The 26525-nt window shown below is 73.8% G+C and carries 29 protein-coding genes; 15 read left to right on the plus strand and 14 right to left on the minus strand.

Features of this window, described 5'->3' with window-relative positions; genetic code table 11:
- Positions 1–4: 4 nt before the first annotated feature.
- Together CMN_RS00865 and CMN_RS00870 are read right to left on the minus strand one after the other, a co-directional pair.
- A complete protein-coding gene (locus CMN_RS00865; RefSeq protein WP_015488979.1) occupies positions 5–1993 on the minus strand; it encodes an APC family permease in 1989 nt (662 codons plus the stop codon).
- Between the two features lie 295 nt (positions 1994–2288).
- Positions 2289–3047: an SDR family NAD(P)-dependent oxidoreductase gene (locus CMN_RS00870; RefSeq protein WP_015488980.1), complete on the minus strand. Its 759-nt coding sequence runs from the start codon at positions 3045–3047 to the stop codon at positions 2289–2291.
- A gap of 89 nt (positions 3048–3136) precedes the next feature.
- On the opposite strand from CMN_RS00870, the gene CMN_RS00875 reads away from it, so the two are divergent.
- The gene (locus CMN_RS00875) at positions 3137–3733 is read left to right on the plus strand and encodes a TetR/AcrR family transcriptional regulator (RefSeq protein ID WP_015488981.1); all 597 of its coding nucleotides are present in this window, start codon (positions 3137–3139) and stop codon (positions 3731–3733) included.
- 85 nt (positions 3734–3818) lie between these two features.
- Here the strand turns inward: CMN_RS00875 and CMN_RS14705 are convergent, their stop codons facing one another.
- On the minus strand, positions 3819–4301 hold the full coding sequence (locus CMN_RS14705) for a hypothetical protein (protein ID WP_015488982.1): 483 nt from the start codon (positions 4299–4301) through the stop codon (positions 3819–3821).
- A gap of 38 nt (positions 4302–4339) precedes the next feature.
- On the opposite strand from CMN_RS14705, the gene CMN_RS14710 reads away from it, so the two are divergent.
- Positions 4340–4951, plus strand: coding sequence for a sce7726 family protein (locus CMN_RS14710; protein ID WP_015488983.1), 612 nt, complete (start codon positions 4340–4342; stop codon positions 4949–4951).
- Here the strand turns inward: CMN_RS14710 and CMN_RS00880 are convergent.
- Both CMN_RS00880 and CMN_RS14715 read right to left on the minus strand, forming a co-directional pair.
- Positions 4875–6011, minus strand: a complete 1137-nt coding sequence (locus tag CMN_RS00880; protein WP_015488984.1) for a beta family protein — start codon at positions 6009–6011, stop codon at positions 4875–4877. The two genes, CMN_RS14710 and CMN_RS00880, sit on opposite strands and share 77 nt — an antisense overlap.
- Positions 6012–6342: 331 nt before the next feature.
- Positions 6343–6591, minus strand: coding sequence for a DUF3892 domain-containing protein (locus CMN_RS14715; RefSeq protein ID WP_015488985.1), 249 nt, complete (start codon positions 6589–6591; stop codon positions 6343–6345).
- A 216-nt stretch (positions 6592–6807) separates the two neighbouring features.
- Between CMN_RS14715 and CMN_RS00885 the strand changes: the two genes are divergently transcribed.
- Positions 6808–7638 (plus strand): oxidoreductase, encoded by an 831-nt coding sequence (locus tag CMN_RS00885; protein ID WP_015488986.1) that lies wholly within the window; start codon positions 6808–6810, stop codon positions 7636–7638.
- A 19-nt stretch (positions 7639–7657) separates the two neighbouring features.
- Here the strand turns inward: CMN_RS00885 and CMN_RS00890 are convergent, their stop codons facing one another.
- Genes CMN_RS00890 through CMN_RS00905 form a run of 4 tightly spaced genes read right to left on the minus strand, consistent with a single transcriptional unit; the run spans position 7658 to position 9460 of the window.
- The gene (locus CMN_RS00890) at positions 7658–7984 is read right to left on the minus strand and encodes a VOC family protein (RefSeq protein ID WP_015488987.1); all 327 of its coding nucleotides are present in this window, start codon (positions 7982–7984) and stop codon (positions 7658–7660) included.
- 8 nt (positions 7985–7992) lie between these two features.
- Positions 7993–8256 carry a hypothetical protein gene (locus tag CMN_RS00895; protein WP_015488988.1) on the minus strand — a complete coding sequence of 88 codons (264 nt, stop codon included), beginning with the start codon at positions 8254–8256 and terminating at the stop codon, positions 7993–7995.
- Positions 8257–8312: 56 nt separating this feature from the next.
- Entirely contained in the window at positions 8313–8939 is a 627-nt protein-coding gene (locus tag CMN_RS00900) for a methylated-DNA--[protein]-cysteine S-methyltransferase (RefSeq protein WP_015488989.1), read from the minus strand.
- Complete coding sequence (locus CMN_RS00905; RefSeq protein ID WP_015488990.1) at positions 8936–9460, minus strand: RNA polymerase sigma factor; 525 nt, start codon at positions 9458–9460, stop codon at positions 8936–8938. Before CMN_RS00905 ends, CMN_RS00900 begins: the two co-directional genes overlap by 4 nt.
- A gap of 291 nt (positions 9461–9751) precedes the next feature.
- Between CMN_RS00905 and CMN_RS00910 the strand changes: the two genes are divergently transcribed.
- The gene (locus CMN_RS00910) at positions 9752–10513 is read left to right on the plus strand and encodes a response regulator transcription factor (protein ID WP_041465191.1); all 762 of its coding nucleotides are present in this window, start codon (positions 9752–9754) and stop codon (positions 10511–10513) included.
- A gap of 287 nt (positions 10514–10800) precedes the next feature.
- Here the strand turns inward: CMN_RS00910 and CMN_RS15205 are convergent, their stop codons facing one another.
- Both CMN_RS15205 and CMN_RS00925 read right to left on the minus strand, forming a co-directional pair.
- On the minus strand, positions 10801–11226 hold the full coding sequence (locus CMN_RS15205) for a hypothetical protein (RefSeq protein WP_227077710.1): 426 nt from the start codon (positions 11224–11226) through the stop codon (positions 10801–10803).
- A 353-nt stretch (positions 11227–11579) separates the two neighbouring features.
- Complete coding sequence (locus CMN_RS00925) at positions 11580–11891, minus strand: helix-turn-helix transcriptional regulator (RefSeq protein ID WP_015488992.1); 312 nt, start codon at positions 11889–11891, stop codon at positions 11580–11582.
- A gap of 105 nt (positions 11892–11996) precedes the next feature.
- On the opposite strand from CMN_RS00925, the gene CMN_RS14560 reads away from it, so the two are divergent.
- From CMN_RS14560 to CMN_RS00945, 4 genes are read left to right on the plus strand one after another with little or no spacing between them, the layout of a single operon-like run.
- The gene (locus CMN_RS14560; protein ID WP_015488993.1) at positions 11997–13517 is read left to right on the plus strand and encodes a proton-conducting transporter transmembrane domain-containing protein; all 1521 of its coding nucleotides are present in this window, start codon (positions 11997–11999) and stop codon (positions 13515–13517) included.
- Complete coding sequence (locus tag CMN_RS00935; RefSeq protein WP_015488994.1) at positions 13514–15955, plus strand: putative inorganic carbon transporter subunit DabA; 2442 nt, start codon at positions 13514–13516, stop codon at positions 15953–15955. Before CMN_RS14560 ends, CMN_RS00935 begins: the two co-directional genes overlap by 4 nt.
- Entirely contained in the window at positions 15952–16269 is a 318-nt protein-coding gene (locus CMN_RS00940; protein WP_015488995.1) for a P-II family nitrogen regulator, read from the plus strand. Before CMN_RS00935 ends, CMN_RS00940 begins: the two co-directional genes overlap by 4 nt.
- Positions 16266–17132, plus strand: coding sequence for a DUF6671 family protein (locus CMN_RS00945; protein ID WP_015488996.1), 867 nt, complete (start codon positions 16266–16268; stop codon positions 17130–17132). Before CMN_RS00940 ends, CMN_RS00945 begins: the two co-directional genes overlap by 4 nt.
- Before the next feature lie 106 nt (positions 17133–17238).
- On the opposite strand, the gene CMN_RS00950 is transcribed toward CMN_RS00945, so the two are convergent.
- A complete protein-coding gene (locus CMN_RS00950; protein ID WP_015488997.1) occupies positions 17239–18168 on the minus strand; it encodes an NADP-dependent oxidoreductase in 930 nt (309 codons plus the stop codon).
- A 91-nt stretch (positions 18169–18259) separates the two neighbouring features.
- Between CMN_RS00950 and CMN_RS00955 the strand changes: the two genes are divergently transcribed.
- The 7 genes from CMN_RS00955 to CMN_RS00985 all read left to right on the plus strand — a co-directional run bounded on the left by CMN_RS00955 (position 18260) and on the right by CMN_RS00985 (position 24556).
- The gene (locus CMN_RS00955) at positions 18260–18754 is read left to right on the plus strand and encodes a MarR family winged helix-turn-helix transcriptional regulator (RefSeq protein WP_015488998.1); all 495 of its coding nucleotides are present in this window, start codon (positions 18260–18262) and stop codon (positions 18752–18754) included.
- A gap of 115 nt (positions 18755–18869) precedes the next feature.
- Positions 18870–20084, plus strand: coding sequence for a Gfo/Idh/MocA family protein (locus CMN_RS00960; RefSeq protein ID WP_015488999.1), 1215 nt, complete (start codon positions 18870–18872; stop codon positions 20082–20084).
- A gap of 125 nt (positions 20085–20209) precedes the next feature.
- Positions 20210–20773, plus strand: a complete 564-nt coding sequence (locus tag CMN_RS00965) for a matrixin family metalloprotease (protein ID WP_015489000.1) — start codon at positions 20210–20212, stop codon at positions 20771–20773.
- An 11-nt stretch (positions 20774–20784) separates the two neighbouring features.
- Positions 20785–21450, plus strand: coding sequence for a hypothetical protein (locus tag CMN_RS00970; protein ID WP_015489001.1), 666 nt, complete (start codon positions 20785–20787; stop codon positions 21448–21450).
- Positions 21451–21505: 55 nt separating this feature from the next.
- Positions 21506–22198 carry a hypothetical protein gene (locus CMN_RS00975; RefSeq protein WP_015489002.1) on the plus strand — a complete coding sequence of 231 codons (693 nt, stop codon included), beginning with the start codon at positions 21506–21508 and terminating at the stop codon, positions 22196–22198.
- Between the two features lie 172 nt (positions 22199–22370).
- Positions 22371–23081: a YcnI family protein gene (locus tag CMN_RS00980; RefSeq protein ID WP_015489003.1), complete on the plus strand. Its 711-nt coding sequence runs from the start codon at positions 22371–22373 to the stop codon at positions 23079–23081.
- Positions 23078–24556 (plus strand): PepSY-associated TM helix domain-containing protein, encoded by a 1479-nt coding sequence (locus tag CMN_RS00985; protein WP_015489004.1) that lies wholly within the window; start codon positions 23078–23080, stop codon positions 24554–24556. The genes CMN_RS00980 and CMN_RS00985 overlap by 4 nt, the downstream gene beginning before the upstream one ends.
- A gap of 37 nt (positions 24557–24593) precedes the next feature.
- Here the strand turns inward: CMN_RS00985 and CMN_RS00990 are convergent, their stop codons facing one another.
- Both CMN_RS00990 and CMN_RS00995 read right to left on the minus strand, forming a co-directional pair.
- Positions 24594–25607, minus strand: a complete 1014-nt coding sequence (locus CMN_RS00990; protein WP_015489005.1) for a LacI family DNA-binding transcriptional regulator — start codon at positions 25605–25607, stop codon at positions 24594–24596.
- 62 nt (positions 25608–25669) lie between these two features.
- Positions 25670–26392 carry a Pr6Pr family membrane protein gene (locus CMN_RS00995; protein WP_015489006.1) on the minus strand — a complete coding sequence of 241 codons (723 nt, stop codon included), beginning with the start codon at positions 26390–26392 and terminating at the stop codon, positions 25670–25672.
- Positions 26393–26525 lie beyond the last annotated feature (133 nt).

Genomic DNA, 26525 nt, shown 5'->3' on the forward strand with positions numbered 1-26525 from the left:
TACCTCAGCTCACGTGCACATCCGGCCGCCGGGCCCGCACCGGCTCCGCCCGCCGCAGCACCTCGCGCGTGACGGGGGCGACCTCGCCCGTGCCCGTCACGAGGAAGCGGAGGAGGTTGCCGATGGGGGATCCCTCCGTCCACTCGAAGTAGACGCCGGGTTTCACGCCCGTGAGGTCGCGGACGGCGAGGAGCACCGCGGCGATCGTGTTGGGGACGTTGCCGCTCGTCACCTGGAGCACGCGGAAGCCGCAGCGCACGATGCCGCGCACCACGAGGTCCTCCTCGAACTCCGACGAGTCGCCCGGGGTCACCTCGAGGAAGATCACGGGCGCGCGCGCCGGGATCCCGCTGTCGCGCCGCTCGTCGCTCGCCTTGCGGCGGTACTCGGCGATGCGCTCCTCCTCCGTCAGCGCCTCGTCGGGCTCGTCCGGCTCGTGGGCGATGATGCTCACCGCGCCGTAGTCCTCCGCGTCCTCGATGACGAAGGCGCGCGCCTGCTCGTCCATCGTGAGCGAGGTCGCGCGCAGCTGGAACGAGCGCTGGATCCGGCTGACGATCGACACCGCGAGGATCCCGAGGATGAACAGCGCCGCGATGCGCACGCCGTCCGGCCGCTCGATCACGTTGACGACGGTCGTGTACGCGAACACCGCCGCGATGACCGCGAAGCCGACGGTGCGCTTCCGCTGTCCCGCCTTCTTCGCCGACAGCGTCACGGCGACCGAGGCCGAGGTGATGAGCACGAGCACGCCGGTCGCGTAGGCGCCGGCCTGCTGGTCGACGTCGGCCTGGAACACGAGGGTCACGATCACGGCGATGGCCGTGAAGACGAGCACGAGCGGGCGCACGGCCGCGGCCCAGTGCGGCGCCATGCCGTAGCGCGGCAGGTAGCGCGGCACGATGTTGAGGAGCCCGGCCATCGCGGAGGCGCCCGCGAACCAGAGGATGCAGATCGTGCTGATGTCGTAGAGCGTGCCGAAGCCGTCGCCGAGGAACTGGTGCGCGAGGTACGCGAGCGCCCGGCCGCTGGCCTTGCCGCCGTCCTGGAACTCGGCCTGCGGGATCAGCAGCGTGGTCACGAAGCTCGAGGTGATGAGGAACGCGCTCATGATGAGCGCCGCCGTCGCGAGCAGCCGCTTCGTGCCGTGGATCCGGGTGCGCGGCACCCCGTCCGCGTCGTCCTCGCCGCGCACCTGCGGCATCACCGCGACGCCCGTCTCGAAGCCGGACAGGCCGAGCGCGAGCTTCGGGAAGACGATGAGCGCGATGCCCACCATCACGAGCGGGTTGCCATGCTGCGCCGTGAGGGCGAGCCACCAGTCGTCGATGACCTGCAGGTTGCCGGCGACGTGGAAGAGGGAGACGACGATCACGATCGCGTTGAGCAGGAGGAACGCGCCCACGAGCACGACCGCGATGGAGATCGCCTCCTTGAAGCCGCGCAGGAAGACGAACGCGAGCGCGGCCAGCAGCACGAGGGTCAGCAGCACCTCGTTGCCCGGGAACCAATCCGGCGCGAACGGGTTCTCGACGGCGTGCGCGGTCGCGTCCGCGGCCGACAGCGTGATGGTGATGAGGAAGTCGGTCGCCGCGAACCCGAGCAGCACGAGCACGAACAGCTTGCCGCCCCACCAGGGGAGGAGCCGCTCGAGCATGGCGATGGATCCCTCGCCGCGGGGGCTCTCGCGCGCCACCCGCCGGTAGACGGGCAGGGCGCCGAGCAGCGTCAGGAGGATGAGGACGAGCGTCGCGAGCGGCGAGAGCAGCCCCGCCGCGACCGCCGCGATGGCCGGCTGGTAGCCGAGCGTGGAGAAGTAGTCGACGCCCGTGAGGCACATGACGCGCCACCACGAGTGCGTCTTCTCCACGGTCTCGGCGTGCGGGCCGGGGTGCGCGCCGGACGCGCCGGGCAGGCCGTCGAGGAGCCAGGCGGTGATCCCGGCGCGAGCGCGGCGCTGCTCCGGCTCGCGCAGCAGCTTCGGCGCGCTCACGAGCGGGCCGCCGAGTCGGCGGTGCGGAGCGGGGACGTCATCTGACCGTGATCCGGGCAGTGCACGGGTGATCCTCCTGAGGCGGCGCCGGGACCCCGTCTCGCGGATGCGACGGTCGGGCCCGGCAACATCGTCGGCCCATCGTGCCACTTCCGGGCGGGAGGCGGGTGGGCGTGGAGGCTGCGGTCATGCGGGGGACGTTCCGCGGATGACGCGGGGACGTCAGGAGCGGGGCGGCGCGGCGTCGAACCGGCCGTCGACGAGCACGTCGCGGTCTCTCAGGCCCGATGCCCGGTCACCACGGGGCGCGGGTGCCGTCCCATGACCAGAGGGCGCCGGTGGGTCCGTCGTCGGGGAGGAGCGCGAGCCGCACGGCGCCGGACGCGGCCTCGGCCGGGTCCCCGCCGGTCGACATGCCGGCGACGATGTTCGTGCGACGCAGTCCGGGCGCGAGCGCGTTCACCTTGACGCCGCCGCCCAGCGCCTGGGCCGTCAGCATCGTCACCGCGTTGACCGCGGTCTTCGAACTCCGGTAGGCCACGCCGCCGCCCTGCACCCGCTCCCAGTCGAATTGCGGGTTGGGGCCGCTGTTCCAGGTGAGCGATCCCGTGCCGCTGGAGATGTTGACGATGCGCGGGTGGGCGGAGCGGCCCAACGCCGGCAGGAACGCCTGCGTGACCGCGATGAGGCCGAAGACGTTGGTCTCGTAGGCGGCGCGGAGCTGCTTGAGCGACGTGCCCGAGATGTCCTCGCCTCCCGGGTTCACGCCCGCGTTGTTGACGAGGATGTCCAGCTCGCCGACCCGCTCCGCGGCTGCCGCGACCGACGCCGGATCGGTGACGTCCATCACGACGAGTCGCGCTCCGGTGCCGAGCCGCTCGACGGCGTGCTGGCCGCGTCCGCGATCGCGGGCGCCGATCCACACGGTCACGCCGCGCTCGAGGAGCTGGCGGGCCGTCTCGAATCCGATGCCGCTGTTCGCGCCCGTGATCAGCGCCGTGGTCCCCGGCTCCGGCGCGTGCGCGGCGACGGGCAGGTGGGTGGTGTCGTCCATGTCGTCCTCCATATCCAACTCCAACGATGTGGTTGGAGACTACACCTCGGCGCGACGGTCTCCAACCGCGGCGTTGGTAGTGTTCGACCATGGCCTGGGATGTCGAGGGGACGCAGCGCCGGCTCCGCGAGGCCGCGCTCGTCGAGTTCGCCGCGAACGGGTTCGACGGCACCACCGTCGCGGCCATCGCCGCCCGGTCCGGTGTGAACAAGGAGCGGCTCTACAGCTACTTCGGCGACAAGCAGGCGCTCTGGGACCTCGTGCTCACGTCGGAGCTGGAGCGCCTCGCGACCGCCGTCGAGCTGACGGGAGCCGGGCTGGACGACGTCGGCGAGTTCGCCGGCGCGACGTACGACTACCACGCGGCCCATCCCGAGCTCGGCCGACTGCTCCAGTGGGAGGGGCTGCGAGCCGGCCCGCCGGCGCACTTCGAGGTTCGCACGGCGCACTACCGGGAGAAGGTGGCCCGCTTCCGTGATGCGCAGCGCGACGGCCTGCTCGACCCGGGGTTGAAGCCAGCGCACCTCGTGTTCGCCCTGATCGCCCTAGCTGCGTGGTGGCAGACGGTGCCGCAGCTCGCCGAGATGATCACGGGCGCCGGACCCGATGACGCGCGCGAGCGCGCCGCCCGGCGCCGCTTCGTGGTCGAGGCGGCGAAGCGGATGGCCGCGCCGGTCCAGCGGTGACGGTCGGCGACCGACCACGAGCACATCGCTGCAGAGAGGTAGCGACATCCGAGCGCATGACTAATACCGGTCTCTACTCTTTTTGCTAGCGCTGTTCCTTTCTTGATAACTGGTTGAGTCGAAAGATAACGTTCTTGCCCGCTTCAACGGCGGCATGCACTTTTTCGAGCTGTTGATGATTCAGCGATACGGGCAAGCTAGCCCCGTCTGGTAATCGGCATCTTCCGACCGCCGCCGCGAATTGCTCGCTTAGGCGAGCGAGGCGCCCGTCGGCGAGTTGCTGTGCCCATTCGTCGAGTCGTTCCACGCGTACATGGGAGGCAGGCGCACTGAGAGCAAGCAGGTTGTCTGCGTGTTGCTCACCTCGACTCACGATGTTCAACAGTTCAATAACAACTGGTCGTAGTTCCGGTGGAACGTTCGAGACCCGTCGTGCTGTGGCCTCGCGGTTCGTCTGAACTAACGCGATGATGCTGATGCCTATGCTCGCGCTAGCGGCGACCAGCGCGATCCAGTCGATGCCGGGTGCGGCTGGCGTGGCAGCGGCGAGCACGGCTTCGGTCAGCATCCCTCCTCCGTCTGCCGTCCACCGCTATCGTCGCTGTTGTGAGAGATGTCGACATCAGAGCGGCGCTGATCGCTGGGATCCGGCGGGAACACCCCGACTCTACTGAGAACCGCGTGTGGTCTGAGCTGGCTGTCGTCCTCGGGGCATCTCGAGTAGACGTGTGCCTTGTGAACGACACGCTGACCGGCTGGGAGATCAAGTCCCCGCGCGACAACTTCGATCGGCTCGACGCGCAGATCCGTCACTACGACCAAGTGCTTGACTTTGCGCATATTGTGGTCACCTCCAAGGATATACAGCGTGCCCGCGCGCGAGTTCCGGCACGGTGGGGCATAGTTGAAGCGATCGAACAGGACGGCGTCGTCTCACTGCGAAGGCGTCGACAGGCGAGACGGAATCGTCGTGTTGACCCGCTGAGTCTCGCGCAGCTGTTGTGGCGCAACGAGGCCATGGACGAGTTAGGAACGCGTGGGGTGCGCGGGTCCTGGAGTAAGGCGACTCGCTGGGATCTTTGGGACGCCCTTGTAGCAGCGCTCACGGTCGAGGAGCTCCGGGCGGCGGTTCGCGGCCGCCTCAAAGCGCGCCCTGCGCGCGAAGCTGATCGACCGTATAAGCAAGATGGTGCGACGTTGCCACAGCGCGCCACGTAGAGGCGTTACCTGTACCCACGCGTGCCGGCATCAGAACGTCCTCGCTTGCGCTAGCGGCGGCGTCATGTATGTAGTGATCACCCCACGAGGTCTGCGGCGAAGCCGCATCCGGCCCGAGCTCTTCAAGGACCTGTGCGCAGATGTCGTAAAACTGCTTATGCCCACGGCGTTCCTGCCGCTTACCTTTGCGCACAATCCACTCGCGGTCCTGGGCGTAGCGCAGCTGCGGAGGTGCGGCAAAAGCCGCGCCTACGGGAAGGGTGGGGTGGGTCACGCCGTAGTCACCAAACTGCAGACCTCCGGCGACGGCGAGGTCGAAGTCGCGTATGTTCTCCCACAACCGGTAGTCCCATCGAGGAATGCTGGCCGAGGAGAAGGCCTGCACCTCCGCCAAATTTACCGGGAACGCGCCAGCAGCAACCGCGAGAGTCGCCCAGCCATCTTCGTCAAGCTGCGGTAACACGAACCGTGCGAGGCGTGCTGCAAGCTTCATTTGGCCGTCATCGGTCACGGCGCCGAAGTCAAGGAGCACCGAGATTTGAGAGGTCGGTAGTCCCAGCCCATCCGCGACATCACCAACCAGTCGTCGGAGGGGGACGATCGAGTCGTCCAGATCTTCAGCTGTCACTCGTATCAGCGCCTGCTCGATACCGGTGGATTCAAGTACGCGGCGGATCTGGCTCACGTACGAGGCGTCCGCTGACGCGCGGACCGCCGGAGCCACCGACACGCTTGACGCGGCCAAAGACTCCAATAGATGAGCGAGAACTGGCCTGCTGGTACGCCAGCTCTCCCGGCCGTCGCCAAGGTCCGGCTCGGCATAGGCCGCATCGATGTAGGCGATAGCCTGTTTCTGATACCAAGCGCGCCCGATGCGCCGAACAGCGGAGTCGATCTCCGGTATATCCTCGCCATCTCGGTGTTCGGCGGTGGAGTCCTCTAGGCGCTCCCAGGGGGTGACCTCGATCACCGGCGAGAGATCAGGCCGAATGATGTCATCCCAGTTCTCGAGTGCCTTGAGTTCGCCCTGACGTGCTTTCAATATTGGCAAATAGGTCACGCCTGCGGCTCCCAGCTTGTCGTTATCACATCGACACGTTACCTGTGTCCGTGGCCCGAAGATAGTGCTGAGAACGAAATAAAGATGCCCCAAGTTGGGGGCACCCTCAGGGGAACCCAGCGCAACGGCTTAGTCGTCGGCACGATCGGCTAGGAGGGCCAACGCAATGGCGAACTGGGCGACGACTAACGATGTCCTCCGTCCGGAGGGGCTCGAGGCTGATGCGGTGATCATCGTCGTTGTCTATGTGTCGGTTATCGCGGCTCCGAGTCCTACCGGCTGGCCGCCGGGGACGCGACAACCCGTCTTTGCCGTAGGAGTTTGGGGCGAATCAGCAGTTCTCGAGGTTGTCTAGGTTGTTCGACGTGTAGCCGTCTGGCGCAGTTGTGAGGTAAGGTCGACCCCTTCGTGTGCCGATTCGGACGTACACGGTCCGGCCATTGACCGAGACGAAATATGAGTGCAGACCGGTACGGATATTGCCAATCACCTCGGACTTGCTATGGTTCCAGCCGTATCCGCAGAGACCGGTGATGTCTCCGTCTAAGTCCTTCTTGCTCTTGGTGACTTGCAGTGCCATTTGTTACTCCTTCGTCGGCAGCTGGTGTATCGGTAGAGCCAGTGTGAGCCGATGCTGACGGGCGCCACTACCCCCTTTGTGGGTGGGAAAGTCCAGCATCCAAGAGGCTGGCCGAGTCACGTGCGCGACCCGACCGCCGCCCGATGCGCCTAGCCTCGGAACCGGGAGCGGCCGCACCGGCCGCCCCACCCGCATCCACGAGGAAGAGGAACGCGCATGACGACCTGGCTGATCACGGGATGCTCCACGGGGCTCGGGCGCGCGTTCGCGGAGGAGGCGCTGGCGCGCGGGAACGACGTCGTCGTCACGGCGCGCGACGCCGGGAACGTGCAGGACCTCGCCGACCGCTACCCCGAGCACGCCCTCGCGCTCGACCTCGACGTGACCGACCAGGCGCAGGTGTCGCTCGCCGTCGATGAGGCGACCGCCCGCTTCGGCGGCGTCGACGTGCTCGTCAACAACGCGGGCTACGGCTACCGCGCGGCCGTCGAGGAGGGCGACGACGCGGACGTCGCGCGCCTGTTCGACACCCACTTCCACGGCAGCGTCCGCATGATCAAGGCGGTGCTGCCCGGCATGCGCGAGCGCCGCAGGGGCACGATCGTGAACCTCTCGTCCATCGGCGCCGCGCGCACGGGCGCGGGGTCCGGCTACTACGGCGCCGTCAAGGCCGCGATCGAGCAGATGACCATGGCGCTGCGCACCGAGCTCGAGCCGCTCGGGATCGTCGCGACGGTGGTGGCGCCCGGATCCTTCCGCACCGACTTCTCCGGCCGCTCGCTCACGCAGTCGTCCACCGTCATCGACGACTACGCGGAGACGGCCGGCAAGCGCCGCAAGGAGAACGACACCATCGACGGCACGCAGCCGGGCGACCCGGCGCGTGGCGCGCAGCTGCTCGTGGACGCGGTCGAGCAGGCCGCCCCCTACTACCTGCTGCTCGGCGCGGACGCGGTCGAGATCGTCACGGGCGCGCTCGACGACCTGCGCGCCGACGTCGACGCGTGGGCCGACCGGAGCCGGTCGACGGTCTTCGACGCGAGCTGATCCTCGGGGGCGGCGACGCTCAGGCCGGCTCCGCGTCCGAGGGCTCCGGCGCGACGAAGACGCAGAACGGGTGGCCGGCGGGATCCCGCAGCACGTAGAGGGGCTCGTCCTCGTCCGCCGTCCGGTCGAGCAGCACCTCGGCGCCGAGCGCGACGGCCCGCGAGCGCTGGCGCTCGAGGTCCGCGACAGATCCGACGGTGAGGTCCAGGTGCAGCATCTGCGGCGGCGATCCCTCGGGCCAGCGGGGCGCGGGCATGTCCGGCGCGAGCTGGAAGGCGAGGCGGCGCGGGTCCGGGGTGTCGAGCACGGTCTGCAGGAGTCGCGGGTGGTCGGGCGAGGTTGCCATGACCCTGTCTACGCCGAAGGCGACGGGGGCGGGGCGTCGCCCGCTGCGGTGCGGTCGCGCTTCGCCTTCTTCTTCGGGCGGACGCTCATCACGAAGAAGGTGACGCCGAGGATCAGGAACGGCAACCCGGCGACGCGGGTGTCGTCGAGGGTGAGCATGAGCACGAGGCCGAGCATCGCGAACACGTTGCCGAGCGAGGCGTTCGTGCTCGAGGAGTCGTCGTCCTCCGCGGGCGGGTCGGCGGGGCCGCCGGGCGTCGTCGGTTCGCTCATGCCCTCACGCTAGGCGCGGCCCCCGCCCGCCGCGTCCGCCGGATGGCGGAGCCCGGTCAGAGCCGCCCCTCCAGCTCCAGCAGCGTCGTCTTCGCCGCGAGCCCGCCGATGTAGCCGCCCAGCGTGCCGTCGGAGCGGAGGACGCGGTGGCAGGGGATCACGACGGGCAGCGGGTTCGTCGAGCACGCCGTGCCGACCGCGCGCGTGGCGGCCGGGCTGCCGACGGTCTCGGCGACCTCGCGGTAGGTGCGCGTGGATCCGTACGGGATCTCCGGGAGCAGCCGCTGCACCCGGTCGCGGAACCCGGTGGAGAGGCGGCGGTCGAGCGGCAGGTCGAAGGAGCGGCGCCGGCCGGCGAAGTACTCGTCGAGCTCGCGGGCCGCCTGGTCGAGGCGCTTCGGGGCACGGAGGATCCGCGGGCCGAGCCGCCGCGCGACGTCGCCGAGCACGGTGTCGTGGTCCTCGCGGGAGTACGCGACGCGGATCAGCCCGCGCTCGGTGGCGACGAGCAGCAGCGGGCCGACGGGGGAGTCGATCGTGGTGAAGCCCGCGTCGAGCGCGCCCTCGACCTCGGCCCGGTCGGCGAGGCGCAGGCGGAGGGCGTCGAGGGCGGGCGCGGTCGGGTCGGCGGCCTCGAGCGCTGCAGAGTCGAGGAACGGGATGGTGTCGTCGGGATCGGTCACGGTCGTCCTCCTGTGGTGGTGGCGGGTGCGGGAGCGCGACCGGTGCCCGGCGGATCCGCCCCCATCGACCGCCGGAGGCTCGCGACCCCGTCCGCCGCCGCGCGCCGCACGGCCTCGGGCGTCCCCCCGACGATCGCCGCGACCTCCGCGTGCGGCAGGCCGCCGAGGTAGCGGTACGCGACCGCGAGGCGCTGCCGCTCGGGCAGTGCGGCGACCGCGCGCCAGAGGTCGGGGTCGCGGGAGTCGGGCACACCGAGGTCGGAGACCCGCTCGGGTATCTCGTCGACGGGGAGCGCGCGGCGGCCGCGGGCGCGGATCGCGTCGAGGGCCTTGCGGTGGGCGATGGTGACGAGCCAGGCGCGCACGTCGGCGCGCGGCCCGAGCCGCGGGTAGGCGACGAGCGCCGACAGGAACGTCTCCGACCACGCGTCCTCGGCGTCCGCGTGCCCGCCGAGCACCGCCCGGCACACGCGGAGCACCACGGCGCCGTGCTCGGTCACGACCCTGTCGAACGGCTGCATCATCTCCACACCGGGTAGACGCCGGGGCGGGGTGATCCGTGAGGTCGGCGTGCGGATCAGTCTCGCGGATCCGGCGGCCGGCGCGACAGCCCGCAGGGAGGCGCCGCCCGCCTGCGGACGCGCCGTGCGCCTCCTCGCCATCTCCGGTGCTGCGCCCGTGCGCGCCGTAGGGACTACCCGTGACGGTCCCCGGGGATGATGCCCGGCCGCTCCCCGGTCGCGAGGATGGAGGCGCGGCCCACCCCCGGCCGCCGCTCCGCGAGGAGCACCCGCCGCCGGAAGAGGATCCGCATGGCCACCACCCTGAGCTCTGCCGCCCGCGACGACGAGCAGGCGGCGCCCGGGCGCGTGCCCGGCGAGGTGGCCGGCGACGCGCCCCGCGCGCTCCGCGTCTTCGTGGTCGACGAGGAGGCGGCCATCACGCAGCTGCTGTCGCTCGCGCTGCGGATGGAGGGCTGGGACGTGCGCGTCTTCGCCACCGGCCGCGCCGCCATCGACGCCGCCGTCGAGGACGCGCCCGACGCGATCCTGCTCGACATGATGCTGCCCGACGTCTCGGGCGTGGAGGTGGTCGGCGAGCTGCGGCGCGCGGGCGTCGCGACGCCCGTGCTCTTCCTCACCGGCCGCGACTCGCTCGAGGACCGGCTCGCGGCCTTCTGCGCGGGAGCCGAGGACTACGTCACCAAGCCGTTCGGTCTCGAGGAGGTCGTCGAGACGCTGCGCGTGCTCTTCCGCCGCCGCGGCCTGGCCCCGGCCATGGTCACCGCGGGCGACCTCGTGCTCGACCCGGCCACGGGCGAGGCGTGGCTCGCGGGCGTGCCGTTGACGCTCGATCCGATGGACCTCGTCGTCGTGCAGGCGCTCGCCGAGGAGCCGACCCGGCGGCTCTCGCGCCGCGAGCTCGTGCACCGCTTGACGGACGCCGGCTGGGACCTCGTCGCGCCGCGCGCGCTCCTCGACCTGCCGTCGCTGACGGGCCGTCGCGCGGGCCGTGACCAGGTCGTCCTGCTCGTGGCGGCGTGCGACGACCTCGTGCTCGCGCCCGTCGTCTGACGGCCTCGTCGAGGCGACCGGCCCGCCCGCGGCCACCCCGCCCGCGGCCACCCCGGCCGCCGAGACCCCGGCCGCCGACGCGACGCCCCCGTCGAGACCACGCCGACCCCGGCCGTCCCGACTGCCCCCGTCGCCCCGTCGACCGGCCTGCCGACGCTCGAGCCGACCGTCCCCGTCGTCGAGCTGCCCTTCACGTGGACCACGCCCGACCGCGGCGTCGCCCTCCCGATCAACGAGGCCGTGCCCTTCGCCGGCACCGGCACCGCGGGCAGCATCGTCAGCGCGAGCTACGTCAACGCCGTGGGCGTCAAGTCGATCGCCGGTCTGGGCATCGTCGGCGGGGACGGCACGTACGCGTTCCCCGCGAGCTTCACCGAGCTGCTGCAGGATTCGACGACCGCGAGCGTGACGCTCACGCAGGTCGGCCTCGACCTCACCGTGAAGGGTGAGATCCGTGGCCTGGTGCGCTTCGCCGAGGCGCCCGTCAACCCGTTCGTGCGCGCCGAGGCGTCGTTCTCCACGATCTCGCCGATCTCCGTCGCCGAGGCGACCAGCCTGCTCGGCGGCCTGAAGGTCACCGCGCCCGACGGCCGCGTGATCCAGCTCAGCGACGCCAGCGGCGGCGTCGGCGTCGGCACCCGCTCGCTCGAGGACCTGGTGCGCGCCGACGTCGACGGCATCTTCGCGCAGCCGATCATCCTGTTCGGCGACATCCGGCCGGGCACCTACCAGGTCTCCGTCGCGGGCCTCGGGTCGGGCCTCACGCAGGGCGGCACCGTCGAGCTGACCGGCGAGGACGCGGGCGGACCGGTCATCCCGGGCGTGCCCACCCCGGCGCCGACCACGCCGTCGATCGACCCCGCGGGCACGGCCCCGACGCCGATCGTGAAGCCGGCCGCGCACCACGACGACACCCTGCCCGTCACGGGCACCGACGGCGCGGCGGCCCTCGGCCTCGGCGGACTCGGCGCGCTCCTGGCGCTGGCCGGATCCCCGAGGGGGTCCGGCCGTCGCCGCGTCCGGCGGTCCCGTCCTTCCGCCGTGCTCGGGGAGGTGCGGCGGCGGGTCAGTCCGCGCGCGACCCGGCGTCGTGGGATCCGGCCCTCCGGTCGGTCAGCAGGTCGACGAGCTCGCCGATCCGGTGCGAGCTGTCCATGGGGTGCCGCATCCGCGCGGCCGGGTCGACGGTGTAGCGGTTGCGGCGCCCGTCCCGCGTCTTCGAGAGGTAGCCCGCCTCCTCCAGCTCGGACAGGATCCGCTGCGCCGCGCGCTCGGTCACCCCGACGGTGTCGGCGACGTCGCGGACGCGGGCGTCCGGATCCTCCGCCACGCAGAGGAGCACGTGCGCGTGGTTGGTGAGGAAGGTCCAGTGCGACACCCTCCCAGGCTACGGGCGACCACCCCTGTGGACGACGCGCTTTACATGACATTTGTTTCCGGTTATGGTTGCCGCGTCTTGTGAATCGTCTTGGAGGGATCGCCCATGGTCGCAGTGTCAGTGGTCGTCGCGGTGTGGCTGCTCGCCGCCGCCGTGGCGGCGTCGCCCGGGATCCCCGCCGGCGGGTCGGCCCGCGTCGCCGTCGGCCTCGGCGGCGTCGGGGTCGGCGCGGCCGTCACGCTCGTCGCGCTGCGCGGCGCGGGCGACGTCGACGTCGCCTGGGCCGCGGCGCTCGCCGCGGTGCTCATCGCCGGTCTGAGCACCGGGATCCAGCGCTTCGCGGTCGCCCACCTCCGCGCCGATCCGCGTCAGCGCTGGTTCGTCGTCGGGGTCAACCTGCTGACGGCCTCCTCCGTCGGCGTCGTGCTCGCGCCCAGCGTCCTGTGGTTCGCGGTCGCCTGGTCCGCCGCGGGCGCCTCCCTGCTGATGCTGCTCGCCATGCAGCCCGGCTCGCGGCAGGCCCGCCAGGGCCTCGCCCGCGCCGCCGTGCAGCTCGGCGTCGGCGACCTCGCGCTCTGGTCCGCCGTCGTCGCCCTCGCCGCCTGGGCCGGCGGCGACGTGAGCTGGGACCGGATCGGCGCGGTCGCGGCGGCGCTCCCCGCGGGACCGGCGATGACGGTGGCCGTGCTCCTCGTCGCGGCGGGCGCGTCCCGGGCGGCGCAGGTGCCGTTCCACGGCTGGCTGCCGATGACGCTCGCCGCGCCCACGACGGTGTCCGCGATCATGCACGCCGGCGTCGTGAACGCCGCCGCCTTCCTCGTGATCCGGTTCGCCGAGACGGTCACGGCGCAGCCCGTCGCCATGCTGCTGCTCGGGATCCTCGGCGCCGCGAGCATGCTGTGCGGCGCCGCCGGGTACCTGGTGCGCCCCGACCTCAAGGGCCGGCTCGTGGCATCCACCACCGCGCAGATGGGCGTCATGCTGGTCGCCCTCGCGGTCGGCGCCTGGGGAGCCGCGCTGTTCCACCTGATCGGCCACGGGATCTACAAGGCGCGCCTCTTCCTGCGCGCCGGCGACCAGATCGACGACATGCGCCGCGCCCAGGCGGCGCCGGCGGCGGAGCGGGCGTCGTCGCCGGTGCGGGCGGCCGCGGTGGCCGCCGCGGTCATCGTCCCCGGTGCCGGGATCCTCGCGGCGACGTGGCTCGCGGACGTGCCGTCCACCTCGTCCGGCGTGCTGCTCGACGCCTACGGGTGGATGACCGCCGGCCTCCTCCTCCACGGCGCGCTCACCACCCGGGCCGCGTCCGCCGGGCTGCGCGTGCTCCTCCTCCCCGCGGCGGCGGCGGCCGCGGCGGCCTACGCCGTCGTCGTGCACGCGTTCGACGCGCTCGTCTCCTCCGACGTGCCCGCCGCCGCGGCGCCGGATCCCGGCTGGGTCGTGCTCGTGCCGTTGCTCCTCGTCGGCGCCCTCTCGCTGCTGCCCCGCATGCGCGTCGCCGGATCCTCCCGCCTCTACGGCTGGGTGACCCTCCTCGCCGGCTCACCCGTCCCACGCGTCCGGTCGGACGCCGCGCCCCGTCCCCGCCCTGCCACATCCGCCCCGATCATCCAGGAGCTCGCATGACCACCCTGTCCCCACCCCAGGTCCGGGCGCATGTCGCCGGGGCGGCCCGGTCGGTCGCCCCCACGTGGCCCCTGACGTCCTTCATCGCGGTCAACCCCATGTCGGGATACCAGGACCGGCCGTTCCACGAGCTCGCCGCCTCGGCGGGGGAGTGCCCGGCGATGCCGGAGGCGCACTACCTCCGCGCCGCGGAGCGCGGCGAGATCCCGCCCGCCGCCCTCCGCGCCGCGCTCCAGCAGGTGGTCCCGGAGCTCGCGCGGGACGACGCCTCGGGCGGGTCGGCGATCGCCGCCCTCGACATCGCGATGGCCGCCCTCCGGCAGCCGCCGCCGTCCGCGGGCGACGAGGGGGCGGGGGACGACGCCGGCGAGCCCGCGGACCAGCACCTCGCGAGCGTCCTCGCCCGCTTCCACGCCGACCCTGTCTGGGCACCGCCCGCCGCCGGATCCCTGTACGCCCGGTTCCGTGACCTCAGCGCCCACGACCCCGCGCTGCCGCGCCGCGCCCGCCGCGCGCTCGCCGCCCTGCCGGAGTCACCCGAGGGCGCGATCGCCGAGATCATGGCCCTCCACGGCATCACGCCGCAGCGTCGCGAGCCGGTGATGGCGCAGCAGCTGCACGCGCTGCCCGGATGGGCGAGCCACATCGCCTGGCGCGCCACCCGCGTCGGCGACGCCACGCTGACGGACCTCGTCGCGTGCCGGCTCAGCCTGCTCCACGTCCTCGGCCTCGCGGTGGACGCGCCCGTCGAGCGCGAGCCGAGGGCCCCCGCCCTCGACCGCCACTGGGCCCTCCGCGTCGCGCGCACCTGCGCCGGGACGGGCGTCGACGGCGTCGACTCGAGCGCCTACGTCGCCACCGCCCGGGTCCTGCGCCACCTGGACCCGACCACCCGGAGGATGGTGTGGCAGACGGCCACCGAGGTGGCCTACCGCGACGGGCTCATGGCCGAGCTGGAGCGGGCCGCCCGGGCCCGCGCCGCCGACGCCGTGTCGCCGCCCGAGCCCGTCGAGGCGCAGGTGGTGTTCTGCATCGACACCCGCTCGGAGGGCCTGCGCCGCCACCTCGAGGAGCACGCGGGCATCCGCACCCTGGGCATCGCCGGCTTCTTCGGGGTGCCGCTGCGCCACACGCCGCTGTTCGCGCGGTCGCCGCGCGAGCAGTTCCCCGCGTTGCTCAGCGACGGCGTCGCCAGCGGCGAGCGGGCCGTCGACCCCGAGGGGGCGCGCCGCGCCGGTGCCCGCGCGGCGCTCGCCGGTGCGGCGCGCTCCGTCGTCCGGACGGCAGCGGGGACGCCGGCGTCGGCCTTCGGATGGGCCGAGATGGCCGGCTGGGGATCCCTCCTCTCCCGCCTGGCGCGGCCCGTCGCCGGCGCGCTCGGCGGCGAGGCCGCTGCGCCGCCCGCCACCACGGTGGACGTGTGCGAGCGCCTGTCCCTCGACGAGCGCGCGGCGGTCGCGGAGTCGATCCTCCGCATGATGGGCCTCACCGACTTCGCCCCGCTCGTGGTCCTCGCGGGCCACCGCTCCGCGACGCGGAACAACCTGCACCGCGCCGCGCTCGACTGCGGGGCGTGCGGCGGGAACGCCGGCGGGGTCAACGCCCGGGCCGCCGCGGCCATCTGCGACGACCCCGCCGTCCGCGGGCGGCTCGCCGAGCGCGGCCTCCGGATCCCCGACGGCACCTGGTTCGTCGCCGCCGAGCACGAGACGACGACCGACGCCTTCCACGTGCTCGACGACCACCTCATCCCCGACTCGCACCGCGGCTACGTCGACCGCGTGCGGCTCGTGGCGTCCGTGGCCGGCCATGCGCTGGTCGACGAGCGCCGGCTGGCGCTCCCCGGCGGCAGCCGGCAGACCGTCGAGCGCGTGCGCCGCCGGGCCGAGGACCGGTCGGAGATGTACCCGGAGGCCGGCCTCGCGGACAACGCCGCGCTGATCATCGCGCCGCGCGAGATCACCCGGGGTGCGGACCTCGGTCGCCGCGTCTTCCTGCACGACTACGACCCGGCGGCCGACCCCGACGGCTCGGCGCTGACGAACATCATGACCGCGCCGCTCATCGTCGCCCAGTGGATCAACGCGCAGTACTACTTCTCGACCATCCACCCCCACCGCCACGGCGCGGGCAGCAAGACCGTCCACAACCCCGTCGGCGACATCGGCGTGATCGCCGGCCACACGGGCGACCTGCGGACGGGCCTCCCCTGGCAGTCGGTCGCGGCGGGCGACGAGCTGCTGCATACGCCGCTGCGGCTCAGCGTCCTCATCCAGGCGCCCCTCGACCGCGTCGAGCGGATCGTCTCCGCGACCGACGCCCTCCGTTCCCTGCTCGACGGGGGATGGATCACCCTCCACGCCCGAGAGGACGCGGACCACCCGTGGCGGCAGCACCGCAGCGGCGGCTTCACCACCGACGAGAGGAACCACGCATGAACCCCCTGGCAGAGATGACCCGCATCGAGGTGGTGGCCAGCGCCGCCCTGAGCGCATCGGTGCACGAGCTGATCCGCTCCGCGCAGGCGACCGGGTACACGAGCGTCGCCGGCGTGTCCGGCGTCGGGCACTCGGGCGCGCACAACGGCCCGCATCCGTTCAACGACCACGACGCCCTGGGCATGACCATCACGGTCCTCCCGCACGAGCGCGCCGAGCCCCTCATCGAGGCCCTGCGTACCCTGCTCGAGGGCGGGAGCGGGGTGATGTTCGTCTCGGACGTGCGCGTGTCGCGTCCCGACCACTTCCGGTGACGGACGCGGACGCCCTCGAGCCGTACCGCGGCGCGACCGTCGTGTTCGCGACCCGGCACGGCAAGGAGCGGCAGGCGGTCGCGCCCTTCCGCGAGCTGCTCGACGCGCGGGTCGTCGCGCCGGAGGACATCGACACGGACCGCTTCGGCACCTTCACGGGCGACGTGCCGCGAACGGGGACCCCGTGGCGGACGGCGCTCGACAAGGCCCGCCTCGGGGTCGAGCTCACGGGCGTCCCGCTCGCGCTCGCCTCCGAGGCGAGCTACGGCGGCGCCTGGTGGGCGGGGATGCACCACGAGCTGCTGCTGTTCCACGACGGCACGCGCGGCATCACGCTGACAGAGGAGGCGAGCGGGGCGTCGGCCGATCCCGGCGCCCGGGTCGTCGGATCCGTCGACGAGGCGCTCGCCGCGGCGGCGCGGTTCGGGTTCCCGGGCGTCCACGCCGTCGCGGTCGCCGGGGATGCACCGCGCGTGGTCGCCCGCAAGGGGCTCGCCGACCCGGACGCGCTCGCGGCGGCCGTGGAGGAGCTGCTCGGCACCGGCGGCGGGCCCGAGCGCGGCGGCGCGCCCGTGCGCGTGGGGCCCGACCACCGTGCCCACGCGGATCCCCCGCGGCAGCGCGTGATCGCGGGGCTCTGCCGGCGCATGGCCGAGCGCCTCACCCGCCCGTGCCCGGACTGCCGGATGCCCGGCTGGGGCCTCGTCGACGTCGAGCGCGGGCTGCCGTGCGGCCTGTGCGGGACGCCGACGGCCGCGGTCGCCGCCGACGTGCACGGCTGCGGGGCGTGCGGCGCCACCCGGGCCGTGCCGCGCGCCGAGCGCGCCGTCGATCCGCGCTGGTGCGACGCCTGCAACCCCTGAGCGCGGTCGTGCCGACGACCGCGCCGCCGCTGCACCACCCGCATCGCGCGCGACGACGGCCGGATCCCCCAGGGGATCCGGCCGTCGTCATGCGCGCGCCCGCGGCTCAGGGCAGCACGACCACCTTCCCGGCGATCCGCCCGGCCTCGGCCTCGGCGTGCAGCGCGGGCAGCTCGGCCAGCGGGATCCGCCGGGTCACCTCGACCGTGAGCTCGCCCGCGTCGACGAGCGCCACCAGCTCGACGAGCCGCGCGCGGTCCGGCAGCACGAAGACGGTCGCCGCGCGCACGCCGCGCGCGGCGTCGTCGGGCGTCGCCATGAACGCGGTGGTGCTGACCACCGCGCCGCCGTCGCGCACCGCGGCCACAAGGGACGCGAAGGCCTCCGGCTCGATGGGCGCCAGGTTGAGGAGCACGTCCACCTGCCCGTCGAGCGCGGCGAGCAGCTCGGTCGTCGTGTGGTCGACGACCTGGTCGGCTCCGGCCGCGCGCACGGCGGCCGCGCTGCGCGGGCTCGCGGTCGCGATCACGTGCACGCCGGCGCGCTTCGCGAGCTGGATCGCGTACTTCCCGACCACGCCGCCGGCCCCGACGATCAGCACGCGCTGGCCGCGCTCGAGGCGGCCGTCGTCGAACAGCGCCTGCCACGCGGTGAGCGCGACGGACGGCAGCGCGGCGGCGTCGGCGAGCGGGATGCTCGTCGGCGCCGCGACCACGGCGTCCGCCGGAGCGATGACCTGCTCCGCGGCGCCGCCGTCCGTAGTCATCGGGAGGAACGCGATCACGTCGTCGCCGGCCTCCACGCCCGTCACGCCCGCGCCGACCGCCTCGACGGTGCCCGACACGTCGTAGCCGGGGACGTGCGGGAGCTCGATCGGGATCGGCAGGAAGCCGCCCCGCATGCCGCCGTCCGCCGCGTTGTACGCGGACGCGGCCACGCGGATCCGCACCTCGCCTGCGCCCGGCTCGGCCACCTCGATGTCGACCACCTCGAGGACCTCGGGTCCGCCGATCTCCTGGAAACGCACTGCCTTCATGGTCTTCCCCTTCGTCGTGTGCTTCGAATCCGAAGCAATGGGATGACTGTAATACTGCTTCGAATGCGAAGCAACACCTAGGATGGGATCCATGTCGACCTCCCCCCGCTCCCTGACGCCGACCCAGCTCGAGGCCTACCTCGCCCTCACCGAGGTCGCCAGCCTCCTGCGCCCCGCGGTCGAGGCGCAGCTCCGCGACGCGGGCGACCTCAGCTACCTGCAGTTCCAGCTCCTCGCGCGCCTCGGCGACGCCGCGGACGGGCACCTCCGCATGACCGACCTCGCCGACGGCCTCGTCCACAGCCGCAGCGGCCTCACCTACCAGGCGCAGCTCCTCGAGCAACGCGGCCTGATCACCCGCTCGCCCTCGCCGGACGACGAGCGGAGCACCGTGGTCGCGCTCACCGACGCGGGTCGCGCGGCCCTGGCCACCGTCTTCCCCGGCCACATCCAGACCGTGCACGGGCTCCTGTTCGCGCCGCTCATCGACGCCGACGCCGCGCACCTCGCGCGGATCCTCGGCACGGTCACCGCGCACCTCCGCGCCGCGCCGCCGCGCTCGGCGTCCCGCCGCCGCGCCGGCTGACCGCCGCGGGCGCGGCGCGCCTTGTCCCGGGCCGCGGCCTCCCCGTAGGTTTGACGCGACCCGCAACGAATCACCCGCACGCGGATCCGCACCCCGTATGAGACGAAGGAGTCCCATGTCCGACACGCAGCCCGCAGCGACGCCCACGGAGACCGGAGGCGCCCTCGGCGTCGCGATGATCGGGCACGGGTTCATGGGCGCCGCCCACTCGCAGGCCTGGCGCGTCGCCCCCGCCTTCTTTGACCTGCCGCTCGCGCCGCGCATGGTGTCCGTCGTCGGACGCGACCGGGCGCGCACGCAGGAGTCCGCGGACCGCTGGGGCTGGGAGCGCGCGGAGACCGACTGGCGCGCCGCCATCGCGCGCGACGACATCGACGTCGTCGACATCTGCTCGCCCGGCAGCACGCACGTGGAGGTCGCGGTCGCCGCGCTCGAGGCCGGCAAGCACGTGCTGTGCGAGAAGCCGCTGGCCAACACGGTCGAGGAGGCCGAGATCATGGCGGCCGCGGCCGAGAAGGCGGCGGCCAAGGGGATCCGCGCGATGGTCGGCTTCAGCTACCGCCGCGTGCCCGCGATCACCTTCGCCCGCGACCTCGTCGCCCAGGGCGCGATCGGCGAGCTCCGCCAGGTGCGCGCGCTCTACCTGCAGGACTGGCTGACCGACGCCGAGGGCCCCATGACCTGGCGCCTCGACAAGGAGGCGGCGGGATCCGGCGCCCTCGGCGACATCGGCGCGCACATCGTCGACGCGGTGCAGTTCATCACGGGCGAGCAGCTCGACGCGGTCAGCGGCCTGCTCCGCACCTTCGTCGAGGAGCGCCCGCTGCTCGCCGAGACGCGCGGCCTCGGCGGCGTCGCGTCGAGCGAGCGCGGGAAGGTCACGGTCGACGACGCGGCCTACTTCACCGGCAGGCTCGCCGGCGGCGCGCTCGCCAGCTTCGAGGCGACCCGCATGGCCACCGGCCGCAAGAACGCGCTGCGGCTGGAGTTCAGCGGATCCGACGGCGCCATCTCCTTCGACCTCGAGCGCCTCAACGAGATCGAGCTGTACGACGCGACGGCGCCGGCGGACCGGCTGGGCTTCCGGCGGATCCTCGTCACCGAGCCCGAGCACCCCTACACGGCCGCGTGGTGGCCCACCGGCCACGGCCTCGGCTACGAGCACGCGTTCACGCACCAGGTGCGCGACCTCGTGCACAACATCGCCGCGGGCCGGGAGCCCCAGCCGTCGTTCGCCGACGGCCTCCGCGTGCAGCGCGTGCTCGACGCGGTGGAGCGCAGCTCGGCCGACGGCAGCGCGTGGAAGACGGTGGACCCCGCGGGAGCCTGACCGCCCGGGCGTCGCCTGGGAGGAACGCGCGCGCGAGGGCGGCGGAGGCCCTACCTTCGGCGCGCGGGGACGAACGGGCGGGGATGGCACGAGGACGCGGCCCCTCCACCGACCCCGGAGGACCCATGAGATCACCCGACCGCGCCCGGCGCAGAGGCCATGTCGCCGCCCTCGCCACGACGGGCCTCGCGATGTTGGCGGCGCTGGCCGTCGCCGCGCCCGCCCAGGCCTTCAACCGGGAGGGGCCGCACTGGGGCACCGCGCGGTTGACGGTCGACGCCTCCGGCGTCCCCGGCGGGCCCTTCCGCGACGCGTTGGACGCCGCGGCCGCCGAGTACACGACGCGCACCGACGCGTCGGTGGGCACCGCGGACACCGCGGGCTCGCCGTGGACGGCGCAGGTCATCGACGAGGGCGACGACGGCTACGAGGGCTACTCGACGTGGCGCTACGACGGCCGGCGCATCACGACATCGGCCGAGATGCACCTCAACACCGCCTACCTCGACGACTCGCTGCCGATCACGCGGCTGAAGGTCGTGTGGGAGCACGAGACGGGACACGTCCTCGGGCTCGCGCACGTGCCCGGGATCCACCACGTCATGTACTACCGGGCCTCGGACGCTTACGAGGACGGGGTGACCGGGCTCACCTCGGACGAGATCGCCGGGATCGACTCCCTCTACTGATGGGCGCACGCATGAGCACGCACACGAGCACGATCCGCACCGCCTCCCTCGCCGCGCTCGCCTTCGGGACGGGCGCGCTCCTCCTGGCCGGCTGCACCGCGGCGCCGACCGCTCCCGTCGACGCCGGCCCCGCCACCACGGACGCCGCGCCCGGCGACGCCATGACCATGCCGATGGGCCAGGGGTCGCACACCCGCGGGTCCCGGCACACGCTGTACGGCTCGCTCGCCGCGCTCGCGGAGGACAGCGTCGAGATCGTCTCGGGGACCGTCATCGCGCAGCGCGACGTCACCGACCTCGGGCCCAGCACCCCGTTCACCGTCTCCACGGTGCGGGTGACCACGGTCGCGAAGGACGACGGCGGCGACCTCGCGGCCGGGAGCACGGTCGACGTCCGTCAGATCGGCACGGCCGCGCAGTCGGGGCCGGCGCCCATGCTCCAGGCCGGATCCGCCTACCTCCTGTACCTCCGCCCGACCCGCCTGCCGGGCGACGCGGCGACCCAGTCGTACGTCACGGGCGGCGGCGCCGGGATCTTCGCGGCCGCCGACGACCGTGCGACGACGACCGGCGCCGACCCGGACGCGGAAGCGGACGCTCCGGCGTTCACGCGCGTCGACCACGAGGAGGGCGACGACCTCCCCGAGCGGGTGAGCCCGGATCAGGCGCGCGGGTAGGCGGTCGCGCGGCGCCGCTGACGTACCCTCGTGCGGAGGACCGGGAGGCGGACGGGTGCAGGCACGGCAGGAGCGGACGCTGCGCGCCACGCTGTCCGCGCTGGTCTGCACGCTCGTCACGGCGACCGCCCATGCGGCGGCTGGCGGTGGGATCCCGCATCCGCTCGTCCTCGGCCTCGCGCTCGTCGCGGGCGTGGCGCTGTGCTTCGCGCTCGGCGGACGCCGGGTGACGCTCGCGCACCTCGTGCTCGCGATCGGCGCCACGCAGGGGGTGCTGCACGCGGCGTTCACGTTCGGGGGGAGCGGCCTCGGCGCCAGCGGCTCGGGCATGGCGATGCCGACCGCCGGATCCCCGGCCCACGACCACGGGCGCGCGGCGGCCGACGCCGCCCGCGCCCTCGCCGCCGGCCCCTCCTCCGCGACGGCGATGCCCGCCGACCACGACGCCGCCATGCTGCTCGCGCACGTGATCGCCGGGCTCGTGAGCGTCTGCTCGCTGCGCGTGGGCGCCGACGCCGTCCGCCGGGTCGCGCGGGCCCTGGCGCTGCGCGTCGGCGGCGCGATCTCCGGTGCCGCGGGCGCGCTCGTGGCGGCCGCCGTCGCCGTGGCGGCCGCGCTCGCCGAGCCCCTCATCGCACCGCGACCCCGCCGGATCCCCGCGGATGCACGGCCGCGTCGCCTCGTCGCGCTGCTCTCCGCGCGCATCCAGGGCCGCCGCGGTCCGCCGTCCGTCGCGCCCGCCGCCTGATCCGCGTCCGCCGCGTCCCCTCGGGGCGCCCGGGCGCGGTCCCGCGCCGACGCGTGACCTGCCCGATCCGCCGCGCCTCCACGCCGCCGGACCGGTCGCCGTCGCGTCGCCGCGCCTCCCGCACGCCCGGACATCCGCACGGCCTTGCCCGTGCCGCCACCGAAGGACCGCCATGCCCCGCACCACCCGCCTGCCCGCCGCCCGTCCCGGAGGTCGCGCCCGCGCGCGCCGGATCCGCGTCGCCGCCGGCGCCGCCCTCGGCCTCGCGCTCGCCGTGTCGGCGCCGCTCGCCGCCTCCGCGCACATCGAGCTCGACGCGTCCGCGACCGCGCCCGCCTCCCTCAGCGTCCCGACCTTCGCGGTCGGGCACGGCTGCGAGGGATCCGCCACCACGTCCCTCGCGATCCGCTTCCCCGCCGACGTGCAGGCCGTGAAGCCCACGCTCGCGCCCGGCTGGTCCGTCACCGAGCAGGAGGCCGCCGACGGCACGACCGTCACCTACACGGCCGACACCCCGCTGCCCGACGCCCTGCGCGCGACCGTGCAGGTCGAGGCGCTCCTGCCCGTCGACGGCGCGGCCGGGGACGTGGTGACGTTCCCGACGCTGCAGACCTGCGTCGCCGGATCCACCGACTGGGCCGAGACGCCCGCCGCCGGGACCGAGCCCGACCACCCGGCGCCGGCGATCACGCTGACCGACGCCGCGACCGCGTCCGGTGCGGGCTCGGCGACGGGCACGGAGGCCGCCGCGACCGCCCCCGCCGTCGCGCCCGTCGACCCGGTCGCGCGCCTCCTCGCCCTCGGCGCCCTCGTCGTGGGCGTCGTCGCCGTGATGCTCCTCACCATCGGCATGCGCCGCCCGCAGCAGGGCGGCCGCCGGTGACCGCCGTGGACGACCGCGCGGACACCGCCGGTCCCGCCGCCGCGCCCGAGGCCGGCCCGTCCGCCGCGACCCCCACGGTCATGCGCCCCCCGCGCGGCTGGTTCCTCCCGCTGCTGCTGCGCCTGCACTTCCTCGCGGGGATCCTGGTGGGCCCGTTCATCCTCGTCGCGGCCCTGAGCGGCGCTGCGTACGCGCTCGCGCCGACCGCCGAGCAGGTCGTGTACGCCCACGAGCTGCACGCGCCCGCGACGGGATCCACCGTGCCGCTCGCCGCGCAGGTCGAGGCGGCGGAGGCCGTGGTCGGCGGATCCGGCACCCTCGTCGCCGTCCGCCCGGCCCCGGCTCCCGGCGACACCACGCGCGTCATGTTCACGGGCGACGGCCTCATCCCGAGCCAGACGCGCGCGATCTTCGTCGACCCGGCCGACGCGTCCATCCGCGGCGACCTGCCCGTCTACGGCACGAGCGGCGCCCTGCCGCTGCGCACGGCGATCAGCGACTTCCACCGCCGGCTCGGGCTCGGCGATGCCGGCCGGATCTACAGCGAGCTCGCCGCGAGCTGGCTCGGCATCGTGACCCTCGCGGGCCTCGGCCTCTGGGTCGCGCGCTGGCGGCGGTCGCCGCGCCGCCGGGACCTCGTGCGTCCGGACGCGCGGGCCACCGGCTACCGGCGGATCCTCTCCTGGCACGCGTCGACGGGCGTCTGGCTCGTCGCGGGCGCGCTCTTCCTGTCGGCCACGGGCATCACGTGGTCGCAGTTCGGCGGTCAGAACGTGACCAACCTCCGGGCGGCGCTCAGCTGGCAGACGCCGACGCTCACGACCGCGCTGCCGGGCGCGGGCGCGGGACCGGCCTCCGCGGCGGATCCGCACGCCGGCCACCACGCGTCCGCGACGCCCAGCGCGACGCCCGCCGTGGATCCCGCGACCTTCGACGAGGTCCTCCGCGTCGCCCAGGGCGTCAACGTCGACACGGGCCGGGTGGAGATCACGCCGCCGAAGGACTCCGGCTCGGCCTGGACGGTGAGCGAGATCCAGCGCAGCTTCCCGACCGAGGTCGACCAGGTCGCCGTCGACGGCAGCACGCTCCAGGTGGTGGGCCGCACCGACTTCGCCGACTACCCGTTCCCGGCGAAGCTCGCGCGCTGGGGGATCGACACGCACCAGGGATCCATGTTCGGGCTCCCGAACCAGCTGCTCCTCGCGGTGACCGCGCTCGGCATCGCCGCGATGGTCGTGTTCGGCTACCTGATGTGGTGGAAGCGTCGACCGGGCGTCGCGCGCCCCGGCCGTCCGGCTCCGGCGGGCGCGCTCGTGCGGGCGCCGTGGTGGGGGATCGCGGCGGTCGTCGCGGTCGGCATCGGCATCGGCGTCGGGCTGTTCCTGCCGCTCGTCGGGATCCCGCTGGTCGGCTTCGTGCTGCTCGACGCGCTGATCACCGCGGCGCGCGTGCACCGGGCGGGCGCCGCGGCCTGACCCGGGACGTCGGCCGGCCGGTGCGTCCGCCCGCGGCTCAGCGGGCGGCCCGCGCCGGCCCGGTCGACGCCGCCACGTGCAGCAGGCACGGCAGGAGCGCGTGCGGCAGCTCGGTGGCCGTGCCGTCGAGTCGCGCGAGCAGCATCTCGACGGCGAGGCGGCCGAGCTCGGGGCCCGGCGCGTCCATGGTGCTGAGGGCCGGCTCGACGAGCGCGCCCACCTCGGTGGACGACGCGAGCGACAGGATCGACACGTCCTCCGGCACCCGCCGCCCGGCCGCGTCGAACCCCGAGATGAGGCCGCGCGCCGCCTGGTCGTTGAGGAGCATGACCGCCGTGATCCCCGGATCCGCCGCCAGCAGCTCGCCCGCCGCCGCGCGTCCGCCCACGGGCGTCGGCGCGCACCGGGCCACCGCGGCGCCGAGCCCGCGCGCGGCCGTCTCCTGGAGGAACGCCCGCTCGGTGCGCGTCGTCGGCCCGTATCCGCGCAGTGGCCCGCCCTCGAGGTCCTCCACCATGAGCCCGAACCGGCGGTGCCCGAGGCCCTGCAGGTGGTCGATCCCGTCGGCGACGGTGCGCTCGAAGTCCATGTCGACGAACGGCAGGTCGTGCGTGTCCGCCGTGCGCCCGATGGAGACGAACGGCACGTCGAGCGCCGCGAGCTCCCGGATGCGCGAGTCGTCCATGCGCACCTCCATCACGATCACGCCGTCGACGAGCCGCCCGCTGACCAGGTCGGAAACGTCGTCCGGCGACGTGCCGGTGGGCCAGAGCACGAGGTGGTAGCCGAGCTCGGACGCGCGCGTGGCGGCGCTCATGAAGATCTCGAGGGCGATGCGGCTGAGGCGCTGCACGTCGGCGGGGAACAGCAGCGCGACGATCCGGGTGCGCTTGCTGGCGAGCGCGCGGGCGACGACGTTGTTGCGGTAGCCGAGCTCCTGCATCGCCTCGGTGACGGCCCGCCGCGTGGGCTCGGAGACGGCCTTCGTGCCGTTGACGACGAAGGAGACCGTGGCGATCGAGACCCCCGCGCGCGCGGCGACCTCTCGCATGGTCGGGATGGCGGCTCCTCGGGTTCGGACGGCGCCGTGCGGGCGATCGGCCGGGCGCGTGCTCAGCGTATAGCGGGCGTCGCGCGGCGGCGCGGGTCGGTCGGGGCGCGGAACCGCGAGACGAGGATGAGCGCGCCCGTGATCGCGCAGACGGCGATCGTGAGGCCCACCACGTACGCGGCGACCGTGCCGTACCCGCCGGGCGACGAGTCCGGGTTCAGGAACCCGTACGGGTAGTAGGTGGCGGTCTGGAAGACCTCGTCGCCGGTGAACGGGCCGCGGAGGAGCGTGATGACGATCCACACGAGGGGGAACGCGATGACGCGGCCGATGGCGCCCGCGCGCAGCGGTCGGCGGTCGGGCGCGAGGATCCAGTCGAGCAGCACGATCAGCGGCACGGCGACGTGCACGATCTGGTCGGCCCAGTCGAGCTTCAGCGGCTCCGGCTGGGGCTGGCCGCGCAGCAGCAGGTTCCAGACGATGCCCGTGATGACGAGGTAGACGGTGGACGCGAGCCGCAGCGTGACCCAGCCGACCCCGGGATCCGCCACGCGGCCCCGCGCGAGCCGCACGCCGCCGACGACCAGCACGACCGCACCGAGCACGTTCGCGTCGACCGTGAAGAACAGGGCGAAGTCGAGCGACTTACCGGCGATGCCGGTGACGCCGAGGTCCTGCCAGTAGGCGTAGTTGACGTGGTACTGGGCGATGACGCCGATGACGGCGGCGATCGCGGTGGCGATGCGGACGACGGAGAAGAGGATGCGCACGGCCGAGGTTCCCACGATCTCGCCCTCCGCTGCCGCCCGGTGTCCCCGGACGCGTGGTCGGGCGGCTCACGCGGACGGCGCTGATCTCCCGCGAGGAGAAGCGGCGGCTGCCGGGGGAGGCGCGGACGAGTCGGGATGGTCCGCTCGA

Origin of the sequence: Clavibacter nebraskensis NCPPB 2581, from assembly GCF_000355695.1 — a bacterium.
GTDB classification, from domain to species: Bacteria; Actinomycetota; Actinomycetes; order Actinomycetales; family Microbacteriaceae; genus Clavibacter; species Clavibacter nebraskensis.